Below are 19,687 nucleotides of genomic sequence, written 5' to 3'. Positions count from 1 at the left end.
AAAAACCCGCCAAGTGGCGGGTTTTTTTATACCGGCAGCAATTAAGCTGCTTGTTTGGCTTTGCGGCGAGCGATGGCGCCAACCAGGCCCAGGCCGCCCAGCAGCATGCCGTAGGTTGCTGGTTCTGGAACAGCGGTCACCGAGTAGGTACCGGTGTAGCTCGCGCCAGTTTGGGCGGCGCCAGCCAGGTCCAGCACGAACGAAGGTTTGCCAATCAGCTCAACGCCAACATACTTCAGCTTGCCGCTGGCGCTTTGCGACAGGTCAGCCAGTTCACCGTTCAGGTTGGTGGTGGCCCAGAACTCCAGCTTCTGGCCAGTAACGCTGATCAGGATGTCGTAGGTGGTGTTAGCGCTCAGGCCGGAGAAAGTGATCAGGTCGTGGTTGCCCGACAGGATGCCGTCGCCTACAACACTGTTCCAGTTGTGCGACTCGCCATCGGCGATCACGGTAACTACTTGGTCACCTGCGAAAGCACCGAACGATGCAGCGGCCAGCAATGCGCTAGCTGCAATGTGTTTCAATTTCATATGATTTCCTTAATCAAACGAATTGTGGCTGCCTTGCGCCAACCACGAGGGGGTTATCAGGAGTACTTCAGACGAAATAATAACATAAATGCATTACGCACAATTGCAATACTTGTATTTTTAATTTCTTTGTTACAACTCGTCGTATGTTACAAAAAATCATCTGCGCGACGCAGCATTTTTCGTGACTTTTAGTGAGAAAGTTGGCTGTTTTCAGGCTCTGTAGCCGGTTCTGGCGGTGCTGCCGGCGTGGTGGTTTCGACCGCTGGTTCAGAGGGAGAAACGGGCTCTTCCGGTGTTTTTTCAGGCGTAGGCGCGACCACCGGGACTGGCGCGTCGCTAGCAGGTAGCGACGGCTCCGTCAAGGGTGCGCCCTGTTGCGGAACGGCTACAGATGGACCTTCGGCACTGATCGTGAATTTCCATTCGGAAATATGACTCTTGCCGTCAAATCCAGAATATCGTACGGGAAAGTTCCCGATTTTCACAGGTTTTGCATCGGACAAGCTGTACACCGCCAGCACGCCAATTTTATCGCCACGGTAGACGATGCCCCACTCCGCTTTGCCCGTCATCGGATCGACGAAAATCTTGCGCAAATGGCGGCGCGTGCCGGGAAAACGGGGATCTTTGAGCAGTTCTTTCAGCGATGGCGGCTGGGTCGGCATGCCTTGCGGCGTGGCGTCGGCGTAGCTTTTCAGCGCGTCGCTGAAGGCGGCGCCGATGTCGAGCAGCTCCTGCTCCGCCCTGCTGCGCTGCAATACCGAGCCCAGCTTGATCGCCGATGCTGCCACCAAACCAATGATGGCCACCACGATAATCAGGCTCAGGTAGGTGAAGCCGCGCGCGTGCCGGGCACGGTGCGGCGGGCGGCGCAAGGTTGGTGCTTCGGCCATATCACCAGTCGGCGTAAGGCTTGCCGCTGCGGTCGTTGCCGGGCGCGCCGCTGCGGATGTTGTAGACACTGCCCTTGGAGCTGTCTTCCGGCGGGATGATGGTCCAGCTGGCATCGCTCTCGGCGACCGGATCGTAGGGCAGCGCGCGCAGGTAGTGCTTCTCCACCAGTTGCTCCAGCGAGTCCGGATAGCGGCCGGTGTCGCCATAATATTGGTCCAGCACCTGGCGCACATTGCGCAGGTTATCGGCCAGCACCACCTCTTTCGATTTGTCGATGCTGGGGAAATAGCGCGGCACGGCCAGCGTCAGCATCAAGGCGACGATGCCCAGCACTACCAGCAATTCGATCAGCGTGAATCCTTTGCGCTTCATGGTCACCACTTCTTGTACGGTACGCCGTTCAGTCCGGCCTTGTCACTGAGGCTGTAGACATCGTAGACGTCCTCGCCCTCCCTTGGCTCTGCGGCCTCGCTGGCGTAGCTGCGCTTGCCCCAGGTTTGCGCGTCGCCCAGCGCGCTGTCCGGATTGAACGGATCGCGCGGCACGCGGCGCAGGAAGTAGATCTTGGCGTGCTTGGGGTTTTGCAGGTCCGGCACGCCTTCCGCCAGCATCTCCAGCGTTTTCGGGTAGCCGCTGGCGGCCAGCGTCTTGGTGATGTGGCCCTGGTCGTAGGCTAGCTTGTAGGCGTCCAGCGCGTGGCGGATGTCGCGCAGCGCTTCGCGCAAATCCTGTTCCTGCCGGCGCTGTACCACCACTTGCGCGGTCGGGATCACCAGTGCACTGAGCAGGCCGAGAATGGCCAGCGTTACCAGCAGCTCGATCAAGGTGAAGCCACGCGCGCGCATCATCATGCTGCCCTGCTTATTGCTGCACCGGCGGCGATGGTTCGGCCGCAGGCGGCTGCACCGCTTGCGGCTGCGCGCCTTGTGTGGCCGGCAGCGGCGCCGGCTGCGTATCCGACAGCGGCGTTGCCTGCACTGGCGACGGCAGGCCGGGTGCAGCGGCCGGACGCGCAGGCAGCGCACCCGGTGGTGCAGGCTGCACGACGGTGGCGCGTGGCGTCATGTCCGGACGGCGGCGGAAGCTGGCTTCCGTGCCAGCCGAGAACTCGGCGGCCGACGCTTCCGGACGCTGCACGTTGCGGATCAGGTGCGGCGTAATCGACAGCACGATCTCGGTCTTCTGGTTGTCGTCACGCTGGCTGCCGAACAAACGGCTGACGATAGGCAGCTCGCTAAAACCCGGCACCTTGTTGGACGCATTACGCTCTTCGTTGTTGATCAGACCCGCCAGCACCTGGTTCTCGCCGTCTTTCAGCTGCAGGGTGGTAGTGGCCTGACGCGTGCCCAGTTGGTAGGCGGTGGTGCCGTTCTTGGTGGTGATGGTGTTCACCAGGTTGCTGACCTCCAGCTGCAGGCGGATCAGCACTTCGTTGTTCAGGTAAATCTGCGGCTCGGCGTTCAGCGTCAGGCCGACGTCGACGTAGGTGACGGAATCGCTGGCGAAACCGCCCACGCCGGACGACACGGTGGAGGTAATCACCGGCAGCTTGTCGCCGATGACGATCTTGGCCTTCTCCTTGTTCCGCACGCGGATGCGCGGATTGGCCAGCAGGTTGGAGTCCGAGTCGTTCTTGTTGGCGTTGATCGACAACTGCGTCCCCGTCACGCCGATGGTGCGCTGGTTCAGGTTATTCAGGTCACGCACCGTGATGCCGGTACCGCCGGAGCTCGAGAGCGGCGCGAAGCCCAGCGTCGTCGGCCACACCACGCCGAGGTCCATCAAGCGCGCACGCTTCACTTCGAGGATTTCCACTTCCAGCATCACCTCCCCTTCCGGCACGTCCTGCAGCGTAATCAAACGCTCGGCGAGGCGGATGGCTTCCGGCGTGTCGCGCACGATGATGAGGTTCAGTTTTTCATCCACCACCACGTCGCGCGACTTGAGGATGGTCTTGAGCGTGTTGGCTACCAGCTTGGCCTCGGCGTTCGCCAGGAAGAAGGTCTTGACCGTCATCTCCTGGTATTCCTTCAACTTGGCCGCCACGTTCGGGTAGACCAGGATGGTGTTGGCGTCCATGACCTGCTGCTCCAGCTGATTGGTCAGCAGCAGGAAGTAGATCGCCGATTCGACGGTGCTATTCTTCAGCAGCACGGTGGTTTTCTGGTCGGTCTTCACGTCCTTATCGAACACGAAGTTCAGGCCCGAACGGCGCGCGATCACGTCAAACACCTGCTTCAGCGGCGCGTCGCGGAACTCGATGGTGATGGGCTGCTTGTAGGCTTTCGACAGACCGCTCTCCACTGCCGGCGGCGCGCTCTTGTCGGCCACTTCGCGCAGCATCAGGCGCGCCTTGTCGTTGTTCGGCGATTCGGCCAGGATGGCGTTGAGCTTTTGCTTGGCCAGTTCGTACTCGCCCTTGTTCAGGTGCTGGGCGGCGATATCCATCAACTTGGCCTGGCGGCTGTCGCGCTCCATCGCGCGCAGGCCGGCAGTGGCGCGCTCGTTCTGCGCATCGAGCGCCAACACGCGGAGGAAGCCCTGCTCCGCTTGCGCTACGCGGCCTCCGGACAGGTCGCGTTCCGCCGCTTCCAGTATGCGCTGGGTGGCGCGGTCGCGCGCGCCCAGGTAGGCGGCGCGGTACTGCGCATTGGTCGGATCGGCCTGCACGGCTTCCTGGTATTTGGCGAGGCCCGCTTCGACCTGGTTCTTCGCGATCAGGTCATTGCCGTCGCGGTAGGCCATTTGCGCGGCACAGCCGCTCAGCATAATCGCCACTGCGGCGCAGATGCTTAGTTTCTTCAAGGGGCTAGCCATCACTCAAGAGCTCCAATATTCATCTGTTGTTGCTGATTCAAAGGCAAATAGGTCAGGGACATCAACGGCGGCGTGATTTTTTCCACGCGATAGGTGCCGTCAATGACGGTCTGCGCGCGCACCGAATAAGTCTTGTCGCCGCGCGCGAGGAATACTTCCCACGTGCCGTCGGCCAGCGCCTTGCCGATGTAGGTGAACGGCATGGGTGGCGCCATCGGCGGTGGCGGCGGCGTGTTCGATGGCGGCGGCGGAGGTGGCGGCGGCGGATTCCAGTTCTGGCCCGCGAACACGCCCTCGCCTGATGCAAACGTGGCGTCGCCGGATTCGCCCACCAGCTGCGCGCGCGGCACCAGCGGCAGGATGGCGACATCGGCTTGCGGCTTGTCCTTGCTGGAAGCATGCGGAGCAGGCGCCGGCTTATCGGCACGCGCCACCGGTTCGGCGATATCGGTGGATGGCGCGTTATCGCCAAACAGCACCAGCCCTCCCGCGCCCACCAGCGCCAGCGCCATCACAATCTGGTATGGCTTCATGGCTCGGCGTCCTTCAGGTACAGGGTGAATCGCAGGCGCGCTTCAACGGTGGGTTCGGCGATGGTGTCGCGGCGGAAGCCTACTTCATCCAGCGAGGCATACGGCATCGCGCGCAGGCCCTGCATGGCGAATTGCCAGATCGATTGATACGGCCCTTTCACCGGCAGGATGATCTGGTAAGTGCTGACGCGGCTGGCCTTGTCGTAGGCGGCCTTGTACTCGCCCTGATTGAGCACCAGGCTCGATTTAGCGGCGAGGTCGAACAGCACTTTGACTTGCTGCTCGGCGTAGCGCTTCTCGCCCAGCGTGTCATAGAACACGGCCAGATTTTGGTTGGAGGACGGCGGTGGTGGCGCCGTCACCAGCGTGGATGGTGCAGGCAAAGGTCGTGCCATCACCACCGCCTGGGCGGCGCGTTTCGGCAGCAGCCATGCCCACGACGCTACGCCGGCGGCGCACAGCGCAAGCGCCACGCAGGCCGGCACGCCAAGGCGCATTGCGGCGATGCGGGCGCGCAGCAGCAACGCAGCCACGTTCACGTTATTCATCGTGCCTGCCATGTCGCCTCCAGCTGGAATCGCAAGGGCCGGTTCGGATCTGCATCGTTGATTTCGTGGCGGATCAGGATGACGCCGCTGAAGCTCTCCTGCTCTTTCAGCGCGGCGACGTAGTCCACCATGTCGTCGCTGGTCTTGGTTTCGGCGGTGATCTTGAGGATGCGCTTGCGCGGATCGGGCTCCATCGCTACCAATGCCACGGTGCGCGGTGTCGCGGCGAGGACTGCATCTTGCAGCTCGCGCCACGGCAGGTTCAGTTGCATGATGGCGCCGTTGACGAAGGTGCCCTGCGCTTCGGGAATAGCCACGCGCGCCACTTCCGCCGCCGGACGGGCCGACAGCGCGCTCACGCGCTCACGCAAATGCGCCAGTTGGTGTTCGCGCTCGCGCCGTTGCTCGGCAAGCTGCCAGCCGCCGACGGCCGCAGCGGCGCACAGCAACACGCCAGCGCCGGCCAGCGCCAGCACCGCGGGATGGATGTGGAACAAGGTGCGGCGCACGCTGCGTGGCGCGAAGTCGATCTTCATAGCTTTCATGCGGCGCTCCCAGTCAGGACGCTGCATGGTATGTGTGTGGCGTTGGTCACTGGCGTGGTCCAAGCGGCGGGCGCGTTGCCATTCACTTGCAGCAGTTGCGGCGCTGGCATGTCGAGCAGCAGCGCTTCACGTTGCAGGGTTTGCGTCAGCCAGTAGTGGTCGGCGCCGTGCGGGATCGGCAGTGGACGGATGGCGCGCAGGCTTTTGCCATCGGCTTCGGTCGCGGCCAGCGTCAGCAGCTTGTCGTGTACGTGGCCAAACCAGGCGCCCTGCTTCAGGACACGGCGGCTGTGGTTCCATGCACTGACGAAGCGCGGCTCGATGGCAACGACAGACAGCTTGCTGTCTTGCGCCACGACGTTCAACGCGGCCAGCAAGATGCGCGGCACGGCGGCGGCAAAGAATGGCTGTACCGCGTTCCAGTCGGCGGAGACTTCCCATGCGGATGGCGGCTCGCCATACAGCGATTGGAAGCGCAGGCCGGCGGCGGCTTCCAGGTCGGCCATGCGTGCCGCACCGGCGGGCGGTGTGACGCGCCACATGCGTGTCAGTTCGTCGGCCAGCACAAAACTGACCGGCCAGCCGGCGACGTCCAATTCGCCCAGCAGCGCGCGCAAGGCGTTGGCGATGGCGTCGAATGGATGCTCGCCGGATGGCGTGATGGATTGCGATGCCAGCGTGTCAGGCGCTGCGGGGGCGCGGCCCGGCAAGCTCCAACGCGACACGCGCTGCACGCTCACTGCGTGCGGTGAGACGTCGATGCGCAGTGATTGTCCGATTGCTCTACGCATGCAAAGTCACCCGTTTAATTTCAGTCAGCGTGGTGCCGCCGCGCTTGACCAGTTCCAGCGCGGCCTGGCGCAAGCTGCGCGTGCCGTTTTCGTAGGCCGCTTGCTTGATCTGGCGGATCGGCCGTTTGTCGACGATCAGTTCACGGATCTCGTCGTTCAGCGTCAGGATCTCGGCGATCGAACGGCGGCCTTTGTAGCCGGTGCCACGGCAATCGCCGCAGCCCTTGCCCTGCATGAAGCGGTACTCGTAAACGTCGGCGCGCGTCATGCCGACGCTGGCCAGTTCGTGGTCGTCCGGCGTGTATTCAGTAGCGCAGTGCGGGCAGTTAGTGCGGATCAGGCGCTGCGCCCAGATGCCGTTCAGCGCTGACACAAACGCATACGGATCGATACCCATGTGGGTGAAGCGGCCGAACACGTCGAACACGTTATTCGCGTGCACGGTGGTCAACACAAGGTGGCCGGTCAACGCCGACTGCACGGCGATTTCCGCCGTCTCGCGGTCGCGGATTTCGCCGACCATGATTTTGTCTGGATCATGACGCAGGATGGAGCGCAGCCCTTTCGCAAAGGTCAGGCCCTTTTTTTCATTGACCGGGATTTGCAGGATGCCAGGCAGCTGGTACTCCACCGGATCTTCAATCGTGATGATTTTCTCGCGGCCGTTGTGAATCTCGGTCAGCGCCGCGTACAGCGTGGTGGTCTTGCCGGAGCCGGTCGGACCGGTCACCAGCAGCATGCCGTAGGCTTCTTGCGCCAGCGTGCGCAGCGTCGACAAAGACGGCGCGTCAAAGCCCAGCGCTTCCAAGGTTAGTGAGCCGTATGCTTCAATCATGGCGCGCTTGTCGAGAATACGGATCACCGCATCTTCACCGTGGATGCTCGGCATGATGGAGACGCGCAAATCAATCTCGCGAGAATTGGCCTCGACGCGGAAGCTGCCGTCCTGCGGCACGCGGCGTTCGGCGATGTCCAGCTCCGCCAGCACCTTGATGCGCGAGATGATTTGCTCCGCCACATCGACGCCGTTGACGGCGGTGGCGTGATCGAGCACGCCGTCCACGCGGTACTTCACGGCCAGGCCGCCGGCGGTGCTCTCCAAGTGGATGTCGGAAGCGCCGGCTTTCAGTGCATCGTACAAAGTCGAGTTGACCAAACGGACCGCAGGGCTGGCGCCTTCCGACACTGAAGCAAACGACAGCACCGCCGCCGTTTTGCCGTCGCGCCGTCCCTCACTGGCGCCGGGCAGCAGCGAGTCAGTGGCGCGCGCGGATTCCTCTTGCTTGGACAGATAGGCCTGGATGTCGGCTTGCAGCGCCAGGCGGGTCGATAAAGGCGCGTACGGCGTGGCACGTGCCTGCGTGCCTAGCCAGGTTTGCAGATCGAGATCAAACGGATCGGCGATCACGCCGATCACCGCGCCGTCATGCCCGCGCAGCAGCACGCAGTGGCGTGCCATCGCTTGCGACAGCGGCAGCAAATCCCACGCCGGTTCGTAGGCCAGCATGTCGACCGTCTCCAGCACCGCCATGCCAAACGGCTGCGCCAGTGCGTGCACCAGCTCACGCGGTTCGGCGCCGGTCAGCGCTTCGAGCTCCGCGACCAGGGTGCGCTTGGATTGCTGGCGCAAGTGGCGGGCCCGCGCCAACAGCGCGGTGTCGATGAGCGTCATGACATATCTCCTGCCAGATCAAAGATCGGCATATACAGCAGCACGACGATGGCGCCGACCACCAGGCCGATGGCCGCCATCAGCAGCGGTTCAAAAGTACGGGTAAAGCGTTCGATCCAGCGGCTGATTTCACCGTCGTAGAAGGCGGCCGATTGCGTCAGCATCGGGCCCATGTCGCCGGTGCGTTCGCCCACGCGCAGCATGCGCAGCGAGATCGGCGTGGTCAGTTGCGCGGCTTCGAAGGCGGTCGACAATGGCAGGCCCGATTCAACGGCGGCGCGCGCCGTTTGCAGGTTGGTGCGCATCAATGACGACACCATGCCCTGCACCGTTTCAATCGCATGCACGATGGTGATGCCGCCCTCGCTCAGCATGCCGAGCGTGAGATACAGCCGCGATAATTCGTAGATGCGCACACGCTCGCCGATGCCGGGCAGCTTACCCAGCAAGCGCGCCATGCCGCCACTGCCCATCAGCTGGCGCACACCCAGCACCAACGCGCCCAGCACGACGGCGATGCCGGCCAACAGCAGCGTGGTGTGCGCGCCGGCGAACTGGCCCCAGTTCAGCATCTGCTGCGACAGCCACGGCAAGTTGCGGCCCGCGCCCTGATACACCTCGGCGAAACGCGGCACCACATAACCAATCAGGAACAGGCTTACGCCGCCACCGACCAGCAACAGGATGCAGGGATAAATCGCCGCCGACACCAGTTTGGCGCGCACCATATCAATGCGCTGCTGGTAGTCGATGAAGCGGGACAGGGAGCGCGGCAAATCCGAGGTACCTTCTGCCGCCTTGACGATGCCGACGTACAGCGGCGGGAACAGGTCTGGCTGCTCGGCCAACACGGCAGAAAAACGCTGGCCTTCGCGCAAGCCGGCCAGCAGGCGTTCCAGCACGCCGCGCGTGGCCGGATTGGCTTCCTTCTCCAGCAAGGCTTCCAACCCTTCGACGATACCAAGACCGGCGGTCAGCAGCGCCAGCAGTTCCTGGCTGAACAACACCAGCGAGAGCGCGCGGCGTTTGCCGCCACGGCCCGGCAGACCGCTGCGTTTGGGCGTGATGGCGCTGACGAACAGCCCGCGCGCCTCGACCTGGCGCCGCGCGTCGGCCTCATCCCGGCCATCGATCACCAGATGGGAGATGACCATATCGGCCGACAAGGTGCGTACGTCGAACTGCATGGGAGAGTGAGCGGCTTAGCGCGAGGTGATGTCGGCGTCTTCGCCGGTGCCGCCAGGCTGGCCGTCGCGGCCTTCCGAGATGATGATGAACTCAGCGCCCGCCTCCGGGCCTTTGTACTTGTATTGGTGGCCCCACGGATCGGGTGGAACGCCTTTTTTCAGGTAGGGACCGTTCCATTTGGCGCCGGCAGTATTGGGGGCGACGAGCAGCGCGCCCAGGCCTTCTTCGGTACTCGGATAGCGGCCGACGTCGAGACGGTAGGTGTCGAGTGCTTTTTCAAACGCTTCGATCTGCGCCTTGGCGATGGTGACTTCGGATTTGCCCAGCTGGGCGAAGTATTTCGGCCCCACGTAGGCGGCCAGCAAACCAATGATGACGATCACCACCAGCAGTTCCAGCAAGGTAAAGCCGGCTGCCTTGCGCGCGCCATTTTTTACTACGTCCATCCCAACAACTCCTCTGCTTTTAAGCTGCCGACACAAAGCAAGAGGCTACCATGCGGTTTGCATCTAAGACAATCTTTTATTAATTATCTTGCCGTTCTTCAAGCAGCGCGCGCCAGCGGTTGCAGCGGCTGGTCGAACAGGTGCAGCGCCATGCCGCGCGCGATCGCCTGCGCCCGGTTCGACACACCCAGCAGGCGGTAAACCCGCTGCAAATGGTTTTTCACGGTCAGGCCGCTGATGCCGAGAATCAGGCCGATCTCTTCGTTGCTCTTGCCTTCCCTTACCCAATGCAGGATTTCGGCCTCGCGCGCGCTGACCGGCCGCGCCAGCGTACCGGCACGCGCCTGCGCCTGCTGGCGGTTGATACGCTGCAGGCTCATGTGCAGGTACGGCAGCAGCAGCTCCAGGAAATACGCTTGGCGCGGACGCGGCCGGTGCGGCAGACCGAACAGCACAAAGAAGGTAGAACCGCCCGGCAGACGCTCGCTGGCGTGCATCAGCATGTTTTCCAGTCCCAGTTCGCGCAGCTCGCCCTGGAATGGCGCCAGCCCGTGCCCAGCCTTGAGCGGATCGGCGCCCGGCCCGGCGTCCAGCATGGCCGGCAAACGGCCGCCTTGGCGGCAATGACGCGCCAGCCGCAGTGCCAGGCCATCTTCGCGATGGCTGAGACGGCTCAGCAAGGCCGCATCCAGCACCGTGCTGTGCAGACATTCAACGTGCTGCAACTCATCTTGCGCGCCAAGCTGCAGGCATACCATCACCTGGTGCGGCAGCAGCGCCTGTAACTGGCCTTGGGTCCACAGGAAAAACTGGCGCGCGTCCTGCAGCGGCAACGCGGCTTCGATGGCGTGCAGCAGGTACTCCTGCTCCAGCTTGCTGAGGATGACCAGCTGTTCCATGCTCACGCCTGCGCCGCGACAAAGCGGTAGCCGCTGCCGCGTACGGTTTCGATGCGCTGCTGGTAGCCGCTCGGCTGCAGCGCGCTGCGCAGGCGGCCAACGTGGGTGTCAACCGTGCGTTCATCGAGGTAGACGGCGCTGCCCCACACCTGGTCCAGCAGATGGGCGCGGGTGTGCACGCGCTCCGGATGGCTCATCAAATAATTCAGCAGCTTGAATTCCACCCGGCCCAGCGCCAGCTCGCGCGCGCCGGCGGTGACGCGCTGGGTGCAGGGATCGAGCCGCAGGCCGGCCAACTGCACCGGCGCTTCGGCAGCGTTGAGCGGCTGCCAGCGGCGCAGCAGGCAGTGCACGCGCGCCACCATCTCGCGCGGACTGAAGGGCTTGGTCATGTAATCGTCGGCGCCGGCTTCCAGCGCCATGATCTTGTCCGGTTCGCCGCAGCGGGCGGTCACCATCATGATCGGCAGGCTGCGGGTACGCGATTGCGCGCGCAGGCGGCGCACCAGCGATAAGCCGCTCTGACCCGGCAGGTTCCAGTCCAGCAGCACCAGGTCAGGGAGATGATCTTCCAGCATCAGCATGGCGCTCTCGGCATCCAAAGCGCGGCTGACCTGGTAGCCCGCCATGCCCAGATTGAGGGCAATCAGCTCTTGTATCGCGGGCGTGCTTTCGATGATGAGTATGTGAGCGGCTGGCATAGCGTCTCCCCGGTAAAGGAAACACTATGCAATAAGCAATCTGGCTTTACTAATATGATTTCTCTGGCGGATTCAGATTTTAAAAATATAAATCCGCCAGTTCTTACATCAAGCCTGCTGGCGACGACGCATGAAGCCCAGCAGCGCCAAACCACCGGCCAGCATGGCCCAGGTCGATGGTTCCGGCACCGCTGCAGTCACGGTCGGAATGGTGTTGACCAGTGGCGCGGCTACGACACTGCCGGCATCTGCCGTCACGCCGGCCGTCCAGTTCAGCTGCACCAGTGCGCCGCTGGCATCCTGCGTGCCAAGGTAGGCCGTGTTGCCGGCGTTGATCAGCGCCACCGAGAATACCGAGCCGCTCGAGCTTTGGCTTGGATCGGCCGCGCCGCTGAAGCTGACGTTGAAACCGACCTTGCCGCCGCTGAAGTTCACCGCGTGGAACAGGTCGTTCAAGCCGCCCGGATCGTCATTGGTGATGGTGTAGCCGCTGGCCAGCGAGCCGGTCACATTGCCGATGGTCTGGGCCGTGCTGCTGTCACCGAAGCCGATGAAGTCGGTCAGCGTCACCGAGGCCAGCGGCGTGTTGGCGTTGCCCGGATTGAACAGCACGTCGATCCAGCCGGTGCTGCCGAAGCTCGACGTATCGAACTCGACGTGGTAGGTAGCGGCCGAAGCCAGGCTGGCGCTTGCGGCCAGGGCCAGCGCCAGCAGGCTGCGGCGCAAAGTGATGGAGGTGTTAAACATGGTCATAATCCTTACTTAGAAATTGCCGCTGTAGACTTGGGTGGTGTAGCTGATCGCTGCGGTGCCGGTCTTGGTGAAGGTCAGCGGTACCGTTAGCGTCGCGCCTGCCGCCAGGCTGCTGGTGTTGGCCGTGAGGTACGGCACGCCGCTGCGGTTGCCGCTGGCGTTGACCAGGGTGACGCCGCTGGCCAGGCCGCCCAAGGACACTTGCAGTGGGCCGGTGATGGCCGCGCCGCTGGTGTTGGTGATGCTCAGCGTGCCGGTCCACAGGCCGGTCAGGCGGGCATAGGTCAGGCCCGAGCTCACGGCCTTGATGCCGCTGCTGACGTCGGTGTACGGCGCTTGCAGCTTGAGGCTGATCACCACAGGGTCGTGGTCCGAAGCGCGGTACGGCGCGCTGGTGTACTTGTCCTGCGGCTTGCCGTCGGTGTTGTAGTCGACCACGGTTGGCTCGTCGGCGTTGTTATGCCATTCGGCGGCGTCCACCACTTGCGGGCTCAGCGCGGCGCTGGCCAGGGCATGGTCGAGGTAGCCTGCTTCGCCGTTGAAAACGAAGGAGTACGGCATATTGCCGCTGCCGCGCACGAAGCGCTCCAGCTGGTTGACGTAGCCGGTGGCAGTGATGGCGGCGATCGGGTCTTCGTAGCCATACGAGTTGAAGTCACCGATCAGCAGCACTTTGGCATCGCCGGCGGCAGCCACGACTTGCGGCACGAAGCTGCTCACCAGGCGGTTGGCCTGCTGGATGCGCTGCGCGTTCCAGCAGCTCTGGCTGTCGCCCTGGTCGGTGTTCAGACTGCCGTCGGTCGGGCAGCTGCCTTTCGACTTCAGGTGGTTGACCACCAGCGTGAACTTGGCGCCGTTGTTGGCCTTGAAGGTCTGCGCCATCGGCGGACGGTTGTTGATGGCGTCGGCGTCGGACAGCGCGCTGCCTACCATCGTCAGTGCCGCTGGCTTGTAGATCATGGCCACGCGGATGGCGTCGGTGCCGGTAGCGGCTGGCTTCGGTACGACCGCGTAGGTCTTGATACCGGTGCCTGGTGAGATCGCTTCGTTGAGTGCGTCTACCAGTTTGGTGACGGTGTACTCGCCGCTGTTCTGGATTTCCATCAGGCCGTAGACGTCGGCATTGATGGACTTCAGTTCGCCGACAATCTTGGCAGTCTGGCGGTTGAACTCGTTCAGATTATCAGCGCCACGGCAGTTCGATTTGGACACGCTGGTACCCAGCGAGCAGCCCTGGCCGGTACGGCCTTCGACGTCGGTGCCGTCGGTGAAGGTGGTGAAGTAGTTCAGCACGTTGGCGCTGGCCACTTTGATGTTGCCGGCCACCAGTGCTGGCGGTGCGCTGCGCGGGTTATCTTGCGAGAACACCGGGGCCACGGTTGGCTGCAGCTTGAAGCCCGCACCGCCGCCGCCCTTGGCGCCGAAGTCGACCACACCGGTCAGGTCGCTGACGGTGTCGCCGGCGCGCAGCGAGCCGTCTTCGCCCAGGTAAGGGATAACGGTTGGGGTGACGAAGATGCCGTCGTCCAGCACGATCTGGTTGAGCTGGTTGGCCGCCGCTTGCGCGATGGCTTCCGGCGTGCGCGGACGGTAGCGGTTGGAGGCGATTTCCAGGCGGCCCGAGGACAGCGTGATTTCGCCGCGGGTGCCGAGGAACTCCAGCTGCGACAAGGTCAGCGGATTGGTGAAGCGCACCAGCATGCCTTCCACCTGGCCCAGGTTCGGGTGCGGCAGCTGGATATTGGTCGGTGCAATGCTGATGCCGCCGGCCAGCTTGGCGATCGACGTCACGGTTTGCATTTCGGTGTAGGAGCGGGTTGCGCCGGTCGGGGTGTATTCAGTGATGCTGCCGGTGATGCGGATGCGGTCGCCCACTTGCACGGTGCCGATGTTGGCAGCGGTGGTGAAGACGAACATGCCGTCCGAGGTCAGCGGATTGCCATCGCCCTTTTCATCCTGGATAAAAAAGCCGGAGCCGACCTTGGCGGTGACCACGCCTTCGGTGGTCTGCACTGTGCCGGCGTACGGGCTAGCGTCCAGCTCGCCCTGAATTTGCGGGATGGTGTGGGTGACGGCAGCCGGTGCCGCCACGCTGACGCTAATGGCGCAGCTGGTTTGCTGCGACTGCTCGTTGCCGAACTTGACAGTCACCGGATAGGTGCCGGCGGCCACGCTGGCAGCCACGCTCAGGCTGGCGGTGGCAGTGCCGCCCACGCCGGATGCGGCCAGGAAGTTGATCAGGCTGATGCCCGGCACAGCGGTCGAAGTGATGACGGCGCTGTTGACGGTGCCGTCACTGTCGGTAGCGCTGAGATCGGCATTGCCATTGACGCCGAAGGCCAGTGCCAGGTTGGCCGGGCAAGTGGCGACAATCGGTGGCGCCGACGGTGCGCCGCACACGTTCAGTGGGCTGGCGCTGTTGCGCGGCGTCGGCGCGGCGATGGCGAAGTCGCTGCTGTTGTTGTCGGTGTCGGTGCAGCCGCCGTTGGCGCGCAGCGCGCCGGTGGTGTTGCTGAGAACGGCGGTGGCCGTGCCTTCGGCGTAGTTGGCGCCGCCAAAGCCGATCAGGTCAACAAAGGTACCGGCCGCCGGCGAGGCGCTGGCCAGCGCGGTGCTGTTATTCACCAGCGCTACTTTGCCGGCGGTGCCGCTCATGGCGATCGACGCGCTGGCGTCCGGGGTTGGCAGCGCGGTGGTGCCGCCGGTGCCCGCCGCTTCCTGCACCAGGTAGTACTGGCCCGGCTTCAGTTTCAGGCCATTGAGCTTGCTCACCTGCCAGCTGGCGCCGGTCGAGCTGGCGTATTGCACGCTCCAGCCGGTCAGGTCGACATCGGCGCTGCCGCGGTTGAACAGCTCGATGAAGTCGTTCTTGTAGGTGGCGCCGGAATTACCGCCGCCGCCGTACACCTGGCTGATAACGACCGACGAATCGGCAAAGGCTGGCGCAGCCAAAGCGCCCAGCAGTGCGGCTGCGAGGGCGGTGCGTGCCGGCGGGGGGAGGAGTTTTTTCATGACCTGTCCTGAAATATTAACAAAATGGTTTTAAACATTGCAATTTTGCATATTAGGACTTCGTCATGACGCCATCATGACGCCGCTTTAGACCGAACGGACTAAGCGCAGCAAGCGGACATGGGGATTTCGATGTAAATATGCTATAATGATTACCATAGCGTAATGGAAGTTACGATCATGCACACCTCACTTGCAGGCCGCATGTTGCTCTGCGGCGCCACTCTCCTGGCCTCCACCGCCCTGGCGGAGCCCGCCCCTTGTTTGCCCCAGCATCCGTCGCCACCCACCCAGCAGCCTGAACAAAAGCCACCGCAGCAACAGCAGCGCTGGTACAACCCATGCCACCTGGAGGATGCGGAAAAAGCCGGTGAAAACGAAAACGATGGCGAGCATCGCAAAACCGCGCAAGAACTGCTGGATGAAATCGAGATGCTCAGCAAGCTCGGCTTGACGCAGGATGAACCACAACTGCTGTGGATTGCGCCGTCGGCGCATGGGGAGGATGAGGCCGGTGCGCCGGGCACTGCCAGCCACTTCGGCCAGATCCACTACGCCAGGCCGCTGGACCTGGCCGATAGCGGGGACACTCATTTTGAAGGCGAGATACCGGCCGTGCCGGAACCGGCTAGCGCCGCCCTGCTCCTGGCAGGACTCGGCGTGCTGGCGGCAGCGGCGACACGCCAGCGCCGCCGCCATGACAACAGCAAGGCTTAACGCCGGTACGGCGCTGCCAGCGGCTCACCGATAAACACCCCCTGCGCCGGCCATGCCACGCTGCGCCAATAGGCTTCAATCGCACTCACGCCGCGCAGGTAGTGCGACAGGAGCACGGTCGGCTGCGGGAACTTCTGCCAGTAATTGCAAGGCTCGGTGACGGTGCCGTAGCTGGCGGTAGCACCCGCCTCCAGCCAGCGCAGGCTGCTCATCTGGCCGGTGCCGTACAAGTCTCCACCAAACGAGGTCAGGCTGTCGGCCAGGGCGCCGGGCAGGAATTGCAGCGTCTCCAGCTTGTCCACGCGGGCCATGCCGGTCTGGTAAATCATCACGTCTTTTTCGTTGACCAGCGCATCCGCATTAAGGCGCTTGATGGCCAGTTTGCGGGTCGGCACCAGGCCGGCACGCGGGAAGAATGGCGCACGGCTGTTGCGCGCGGTCTCGCTGGTGGTCAGGTAGTAGGCACTGGCGGTCGGCACCGAGAAGCCGCTGGCCATGCCGCGCGCAATCAGGGCCTTGGCCGCCGCCACAGAATCAGTCGGCAGCAGCATCGACAGGCGCATGCCATGCTCGGCCTGCGGATGGGCCGACACCGCATTGAAATACAGGTTGGGCTTGGCCGGACCGCACGGCGCTTCGCACACGCCGGGATCAAAGCCCATGGTGAACGCAGAGGTGATGGAATTGCACTCGACCGCGTAGGGCGCGGTCCACACCATCAGCACGGCGTCGATGTGCGGGCCGAGCTTGGCCTCGATCTGCTCCTTGAGCTGGCGGAATTGCTCGGCGTCGAGCTTGCGCGGATGGTTGGGGATACGCACGTGCACCACGTTCTCGGCCGGCACATTGCGCGCCTGCCGGTAGTGCTCGCCGATTTCAACGCTGTTGGGTTCATCGTCGTTGATCACCAGCGCCAGTTGCGACGGTTTGAGGCCGCCGGTGCGCATCACCAGTTGCGCCTGCACGGCGCCATGCCAGCACAGCAGCGCCAGCACCCCTACTATCATCTTCCGCACTACAGTTCCGATCACGGTTCACAAGATAACCGGCACTGTAGCATACGGTTTAGCTGCGCTGGTAGACGTCCTCGAAGCGCACGATGTCGTCTTCGCCCAGGTAGCTGCCGGACTGGACTTCGATCAGGTGCAGCGGCAGCTTGCCCGGATTCTCCAGGCGGTGGTTCATGCCGATCGGGATGTAGGTCGATTCGTTTTCCGTCAGCAGGGTGACCTTGTCGCCGCAGGTGACGCGGGCGGTGCCGCTCACCACGATCCAGTGCTCGGCACGGTGATGGTGCATCTGCAGCGACAGTTTGCCGCCCGGGTTGACGGTGATGCGCTTGACCTGGAAACGCTCGCCGATGTCGATGCCCTCGTAGCAGCCCCACGGGCGGTAAACCTTGGTGTGGTGCAGGTGCTCGGTGCGGCCCTGCTGCTTGAGGTGGTCGACGATCTGCTTGACGCGCTGGACCTGGTCCTTGTGTGCTACCAGCACCGCGTCAGCGGTTTCCACCACCACCAGGTCCTTGACGCCAACCATGGCCACAATGCGGCCCTCGGCGCGCACCAGCGAGCCGGAGACGTCATCCAGGTAGACATCGCCACGGGTGGCGTTGCCGTGGGCGTCGTGCGGCTGCACGTCCCACAGCGCCGACCAGGAACCGACGTCGCTCCAGCCGATATCGGCCGGCACTACCACGGCGTGGCGGGTGCGCTCCATCACCGCATAGTCGATCGAGTCCGATGGGCAGGCGGTGAAGGCCGCTTCATCAAGGCGGCAGAAATCGAGGTCGCGATAATCCTTGGCCACCGCTTCGGCGCTGGCGGCGGCAATCGCCGGCGCGTGCTGCTGCAATTCCTTCAGGTAGCTGGCGGCGCGGAACAGGAACATGCCGCTGTTCCAGCTGTAGTTGCCGGCTTCGACAAAACCCTGCGCGGTGGCGCGGTCCGGTTTTTCCACGAAGCGGTCGACCGCATAGCACTGCTCGGCCACTGGTTTGCCGCTCTGGATGTAGCCGTAGCCGGTTTCCGGGCCGGTCGGCACGATGCCGAAGGTGGCCAGTGCGCCCTCGCCCACCAGCGCGCTGGCGCGCTGGATCGCGGCGTAAAATGCATCGACGTTGGTGATCACGTGGTCGGCCGGCAGCACCAGCATCACGGCTTCCGGATCAATGGCTTGCAGATAATTGGCGGCAGCGGCCACGGCCGGCGCGGTATTGCGGCCCACCGGCTCCAGCAAGATGCCGAGCGGCGCCACGCCGATTTCGCGCAGCTGTTCAGCCACCAGGAAACGGTGCTCGTTACCGCACACCACCAGCGGCTGCATCAGCTGCGGGCGGCCATGCAGGCGCAAGGCGGTTTCCTGCAACATGGTCCGGTCCGATACGAGCGGCAGCAATTGCTTAGGCAAGACGGCACGCGACAACGGCCACAAACGGGTGCCGGAGCCGCCGGACAGGATCACTGGGTAAATTTTCATGCTCTGATTCTCTTGTCGATTAATTCATTACTGTGTTCGGTGCGACGCTTGCTGCGGCGGTCACGGGCGTTGGCCCAGGAGTCCGGATCGGACTCGGACACATGCAGCATATTTCCGGCGCGGTCGACACTATAATCTTTAAACACGATCATCTCGTCCAAAGAAACATTCGGTAACACCCGGGTGTATTCAAACAGCACGCTGCGCACCACCTTGGCGCCCGAGCACACGTGGCTGCCGTGGCCGATCCAGGTGGGGCCGACGATGCGGGCGCCGGCCTCGATGCGGGCGCCGGAGCCGATGTAGACCGGGCCTTCGATGGTGGTGCCTTCCCAGTCGATGCTGGTGTTGAGGCCGACCCACAGGCCATCGTCGAGCTGGATGCCGGGCATGTGCAGGTTGGCCACTTCGCCCATCAGCACGCTCTGGCAGGTTTCCCAGTAATCGCTGACGCTGCCGATGTCAACCCAGTTGAAGCCGCGCGTCTGGGCGTAGAACGGCAAGCCCTTCTCGGCCAGCAGCGGGAACAGGTCGGCGCCAATGTCGAACGACTGGCCGCTCGGGATCAGGTCGATCACCTCGGGCTCGAAAATATAAATGCCGGTGCTGACGAAGTTGGACTTGGCTTCCTGCTGCGACGGCTTTTCCTGGAATTCCGTGATGCGGCCATCCGGGCCGGCCACCACCACGCCGTAGCTGGACACCTTGTCCCACGGCACTTCCTTGGTGATGACCGAAGCCAGCGCGCCCTTGCGGCGGTGCTCGAACAGCGCTGACTTGATGTCGAGGTCGATCAGCGCGTCACCACACAGCACGATGGTAGTGTCGTCGAAGAAACCGCCGAATTCCTGGATCTTCTTCATGCCGCCGGCCGAGCCCAGCGGCTGCGGCACGACTTCGCCGTCGTCGTTGGTGTAGCCTTCGAACGAGTAACCGATCTGCACATTGTACTGATGGCCTTCGCCGAAATACTCCTCGATCTTTTCATGCAAGTAGCTGACGTTGACCATGATTTCGGTCACGCCGTACTTGTGCAGGTGTTCGATCAGGTAAGCCATCACCGGCTTGCCGAGGATGGGGATCATCGGTTTGGGCAAATCGTAGGTCAGCGGACGTACGCGCGTGCCTTTGCCCGCGGCCAAAATCATTGCTTTCATGCG

The 19,687-nt window shown here is 63.3% G+C and carries 20 protein-coding genes; 1 reads left to right on the top strand and 19 read right to left on the bottom strand.

Features of this window, described 5'->3' with window-relative positions:
• Nucleotides 1–41: 41 nt before the first annotated feature.
• The 16 genes from GTP46_RS25135 to GTP46_RS25060 all read right to left on the bottom strand — a co-directional run bounded on the left by GTP46_RS25135 (nt 42) and on the right by GTP46_RS25060 (nt 15,332).
• Nucleotides 42–530 carry an FxDxF family PEP-CTERM protein gene (locus GTP46_RS25135; RefSeq protein ID WP_161009369.1) on the bottom strand — a complete coding sequence of 163 codons (489 nt, stop codon included), beginning with the start codon at nt 528–530 and terminating at the stop codon, nt 42–44.
• 191 nt (nt 531–721) lie between these two features.
• Nucleotides 722–1,426: a type II secretion system protein gene (locus GTP46_RS25130; RefSeq protein ID WP_229259092.1), complete on the bottom strand. Its 705-nt coding sequence runs from the start codon at nt 1,424–1,426 to the stop codon at nt 722–724.
• A 1-nt stretch (nt 1,427) separates the two neighbouring features.
• On the bottom strand, nt 1,428–1,799 hold the full coding sequence (locus GTP46_RS25125) for a type II secretion system protein (RefSeq protein ID WP_161009368.1): 372 nt from the start codon (nt 1,797–1,799) through the stop codon (nt 1,428–1,430).
• Between the two features lie 2 nt (nt 1,800–1,801).
• Nucleotides 1,802–2,278, bottom strand: a complete 477-nt coding sequence (locus GTP46_RS25120; RefSeq protein WP_161009367.1) for a type II secretion system protein — start codon at nt 2,276–2,278, stop codon at nt 1,802–1,804.
• Nucleotides 2,279–2,288: 10 nt separating this feature from the next.
• Entirely contained in the window at nt 2,289–4,232 is a 1,944-nt protein-coding gene (locus tag GTP46_RS25115) for a secretin GspD/PilQ domain-containing protein (RefSeq protein ID WP_308495451.1), read from the bottom strand.
• Nucleotides 4,233–4,243: 11 nt separating this feature from the next.
• The gene (locus GTP46_RS25110; protein WP_161009366.1) at nt 4,244–4,777 is read right to left on the bottom strand and encodes a hypothetical protein; all 534 of its coding nucleotides are present in this window, start codon (nt 4,775–4,777) and stop codon (nt 4,244–4,246) included.
• Complete coding sequence (locus tag GTP46_RS25105) at nt 4,774–5,337, bottom strand: hypothetical protein (RefSeq protein ID WP_229259091.1); 564 nt, start codon at nt 5,335–5,337, stop codon at nt 4,774–4,776. The genes GTP46_RS25110 and GTP46_RS25105 overlap by 4 nt, the downstream gene beginning before the upstream one ends.
• Nucleotides 5,322–5,870 carry a hypothetical protein gene (locus GTP46_RS25100; RefSeq protein WP_161009365.1) on the bottom strand — a complete coding sequence of 183 codons (549 nt, stop codon included), beginning with the start codon at nt 5,868–5,870 and terminating at the stop codon, nt 5,322–5,324. The genes GTP46_RS25105 and GTP46_RS25100 overlap by 16 nt, the downstream gene beginning before the upstream one ends.
• The gene (locus GTP46_RS25095; protein WP_161009364.1) at nt 5,867–6,661 is read right to left on the bottom strand and encodes a hypothetical protein; all 795 of its coding nucleotides are present in this window, start codon (nt 6,659–6,661) and stop codon (nt 5,867–5,869) included. The genes GTP46_RS25100 and GTP46_RS25095 overlap by 4 nt, the downstream gene beginning before the upstream one ends.
• A complete protein-coding gene (locus tag GTP46_RS25090; protein ID WP_161009363.1) occupies nt 6,654–8,333 on the bottom strand; it encodes a GspE/PulE family protein in 1,680 nt (559 codons plus the stop codon). The genes GTP46_RS25095 and GTP46_RS25090 overlap by 8 nt, the downstream gene beginning before the upstream one ends.
• Nucleotides 8,330–9,520 carry a type II secretion system F family protein gene (locus GTP46_RS25085; protein ID WP_161009362.1) on the bottom strand — a complete coding sequence of 397 codons (1,191 nt, stop codon included), beginning with the start codon at nt 9,518–9,520 and terminating at the stop codon, nt 8,330–8,332. The genes GTP46_RS25090 and GTP46_RS25085 overlap by 4 nt, the downstream gene beginning before the upstream one ends.
• 15 nt (nt 9,521–9,535) lie before the next feature.
• A complete protein-coding gene (gene gspG, locus GTP46_RS25080; RefSeq protein WP_161009361.1) occupies nt 9,536–9,967 on the bottom strand; it encodes a type II secretion system major pseudopilin GspG in 432 nt (143 codons plus the stop codon).
• A 98-nt stretch (nt 9,968–10,065) separates the two neighbouring features.
• The gene (epsA, locus tag GTP46_RS25075; protein WP_161009360.1) at nt 10,066–10,866 is read right to left on the bottom strand and encodes an XrtB/PEP-CTERM-associated transcriptional regulator EpsA; all 801 of its coding nucleotides are present in this window, start codon (nt 10,864–10,866) and stop codon (nt 10,066–10,068) included.
• A gap of 2 nt (nt 10,867–10,868) precedes the next feature.
• A complete protein-coding gene (locus tag GTP46_RS25070) occupies nt 10,869–11,567 on the bottom strand; it encodes a response regulator (RefSeq protein WP_161009359.1) in 699 nt (232 codons plus the stop codon).
• A 108-nt stretch (nt 11,568–11,675) separates the two neighbouring features.
• Nucleotides 11,676–12,314: an NF038129 family PEP-CTERM protein gene (locus GTP46_RS25065; protein WP_161009358.1), complete on the bottom strand. Its 639-nt coding sequence runs from the start codon at nt 12,312–12,314 to the stop codon at nt 11,676–11,678.
• Nucleotides 12,315–12,329: 15 nt separating this feature from the next.
• Nucleotides 12,330–15,332 carry an ExeM/NucH family extracellular endonuclease gene (locus tag GTP46_RS25060; RefSeq protein ID WP_161009357.1) on the bottom strand — a complete coding sequence of 1,001 codons (3,003 nt, stop codon included), beginning with the start codon at nt 15,330–15,332 and terminating at the stop codon, nt 12,330–12,332.
• A gap of 180 nt (nt 15,333–15,512) precedes the next feature.
• Here GTP46_RS25060 and GTP46_RS25055 point away from each other — a divergent pair, with 180 nt between their 5' ends.
• Complete coding sequence (locus GTP46_RS25055) at nt 15,513–16,049, top strand: PEP-CTERM sorting domain-containing protein (RefSeq protein ID WP_202414426.1); 537 nt, start codon at nt 15,513–15,515, stop codon at nt 16,047–16,049.
• Here GTP46_RS25055 and GTP46_RS25050 read toward each other — a convergent pair.
• The 3 genes from GTP46_RS25050 to GTP46_RS25040 are packed head-to-tail and all read right to left on the bottom strand — an operon-like array spanning nt 16,046 to nt 19,684.
• Nucleotides 16,046–17,056, bottom strand: a complete 1,011-nt coding sequence (locus tag GTP46_RS25050) for a TIGR03790 family protein (RefSeq protein ID WP_161009412.1) — start codon at nt 17,054–17,056, stop codon at nt 16,046–16,048. The two genes, GTP46_RS25055 and GTP46_RS25050, sit on opposite strands and share 4 nt — an antisense overlap.
• Before the next feature lie 58 nt (nt 17,057–17,114).
• A complete protein-coding gene (locus GTP46_RS25045) occupies nt 17,115–18,527 on the bottom strand; it encodes a mannose-1-phosphate guanylyltransferase/mannose-6-phosphate isomerase (protein WP_161009355.1) in 1,413 nt (470 codons plus the stop codon).
• Nucleotides 18,524–19,684 carry a nucleotidyltransferase family protein gene (locus GTP46_RS25040; protein WP_161009354.1) on the bottom strand — a complete coding sequence of 387 codons (1,161 nt, stop codon included), beginning with the start codon at nt 19,682–19,684 and terminating at the stop codon, nt 18,524–18,526. Before GTP46_RS25040 ends, GTP46_RS25045 begins: the two co-directional genes overlap by 4 nt.
• Between the last annotated feature and the right edge of the window lie 3 nt (nt 19,685–19,687).

It is taken from the genome of Duganella flavida (assembly GCF_009857445.1).
Lineage (GTDB): Bacteria > Pseudomonadota > Gammaproteobacteria > Burkholderiales > Burkholderiaceae_D > Rugamonas > Rugamonas flavida.
Note: the sequence above shows the minus strand (reverse complement) of the source record. Positions and strands in the feature narration are given on the sequence as shown.

Coding starts and splice junctions, on each gene's coding strand:
- GTP46_RS25135 (WP_161009369.1), bottom strand. CDS start 530: ATGAAATTGAAACACATTGCAGCTAGCGCATTGCTGGCCGCTGCATCG.
- gspG (WP_161009361.1), bottom strand. CDS start 9,967: ATGGACGTAGTAAAAAATGGCGCGCGCAAGGCAGCCGGCTTTACCTTG.
- GTP46_RS25045 (WP_161009355.1), bottom strand. CDS start 18,527: ATGAAAATTTACCCAGTGATCCTGTCCGGCGGCTCCGGCACCCGTTTG.
- GTP46_RS25065 (WP_161009358.1), bottom strand. CDS start 12,314: ATGTTTAACACCTCCATCACTTTGCGCCGCAGCCTGCTGGCGCTGGCC.
- GTP46_RS25085 (WP_161009362.1), bottom strand. CDS start 9,520: ATGCAGTTCGACGTACGCACCTTGTCGGCCGATATGGTCATCTCCCAT.
- GTP46_RS25125 (WP_161009368.1), bottom strand. CDS start 1,799: ATGAAGCGCAAAGGATTCACGCTGATCGAATTGCTGGTAGTGCTGGGC.
- GTP46_RS25050 (WP_161009412.1), bottom strand. CDS start 17,056: ATGATAGTAGGGGTGCTGGCGCTGCTGTGCTGGCATGGCGCCGTGCAG.
- GTP46_RS25120 (WP_161009367.1), bottom strand. CDS start 2,278: ATGATGATGCGCGCGCGTGGCTTCACCTTGATCGAGCTGCTGGTAACG.
- GTP46_RS25100 (WP_161009365.1), bottom strand. CDS start 5,870: ATGAAAGCTATGAAGATCGACTTCGCGCCACGCAGCGTGCGCCGCACC.
- GTP46_RS25060 (WP_161009357.1), bottom strand. CDS start 15,332: ATGAAAAAACTCCTCCCCCCGCCGGCACGCACCGCCCTCGCAGCCGCA.
- GTP46_RS25055 (WP_202414426.1), top strand. CDS start 15,513: ATGCACACCTCACTTGCAGGCCGCATGTTGCTCTGCGGCGCCACTCTC.
- GTP46_RS25130 (WP_229259092.1), bottom strand. CDS start 1,426: ATGGCCGAAGCACCAACCTTGCGCCGCCCGCCGCACCGTGCCCGGCAC.
- GTP46_RS25070 (WP_161009359.1), bottom strand. CDS start 11,567: ATGCCAGCCGCTCACATACTCATCATCGAAAGCACGCCCGCGATACAA.
- GTP46_RS25090 (WP_161009363.1), bottom strand. CDS start 8,333: ATGACGCTCATCGACACCGCGCTGTTGGCGCGGGCCCGCCACTTGCGC.
- GTP46_RS25110 (WP_161009366.1), bottom strand. CDS start 4,777: ATGAAGCCATACCAGATTGTGATGGCGCTGGCGCTGGTGGGCGCGGGA.
- GTP46_RS25095 (WP_161009364.1), bottom strand. CDS start 6,661: ATGCGTAGAGCAATCGGACAATCACTGCGCATCGACGTCTCACCGCAC.
- epsA (WP_161009360.1), bottom strand. CDS start 10,866: ATGGAACAGCTGGTCATCCTCAGCAAGCTGGAGCAGGAGTACCTGCTG.
- GTP46_RS25040 (WP_161009354.1), bottom strand. CDS start 19,684: ATGAAAGCAATGATTTTGGCCGCGGGCAAAGGCACGCGCGTACGTCCG.
- GTP46_RS25105 (WP_229259091.1), bottom strand. CDS start 5,337: ATGGCAGGCACGATGAATAACGTGAACGTGGCTGCGTTGCTGCTGCGC.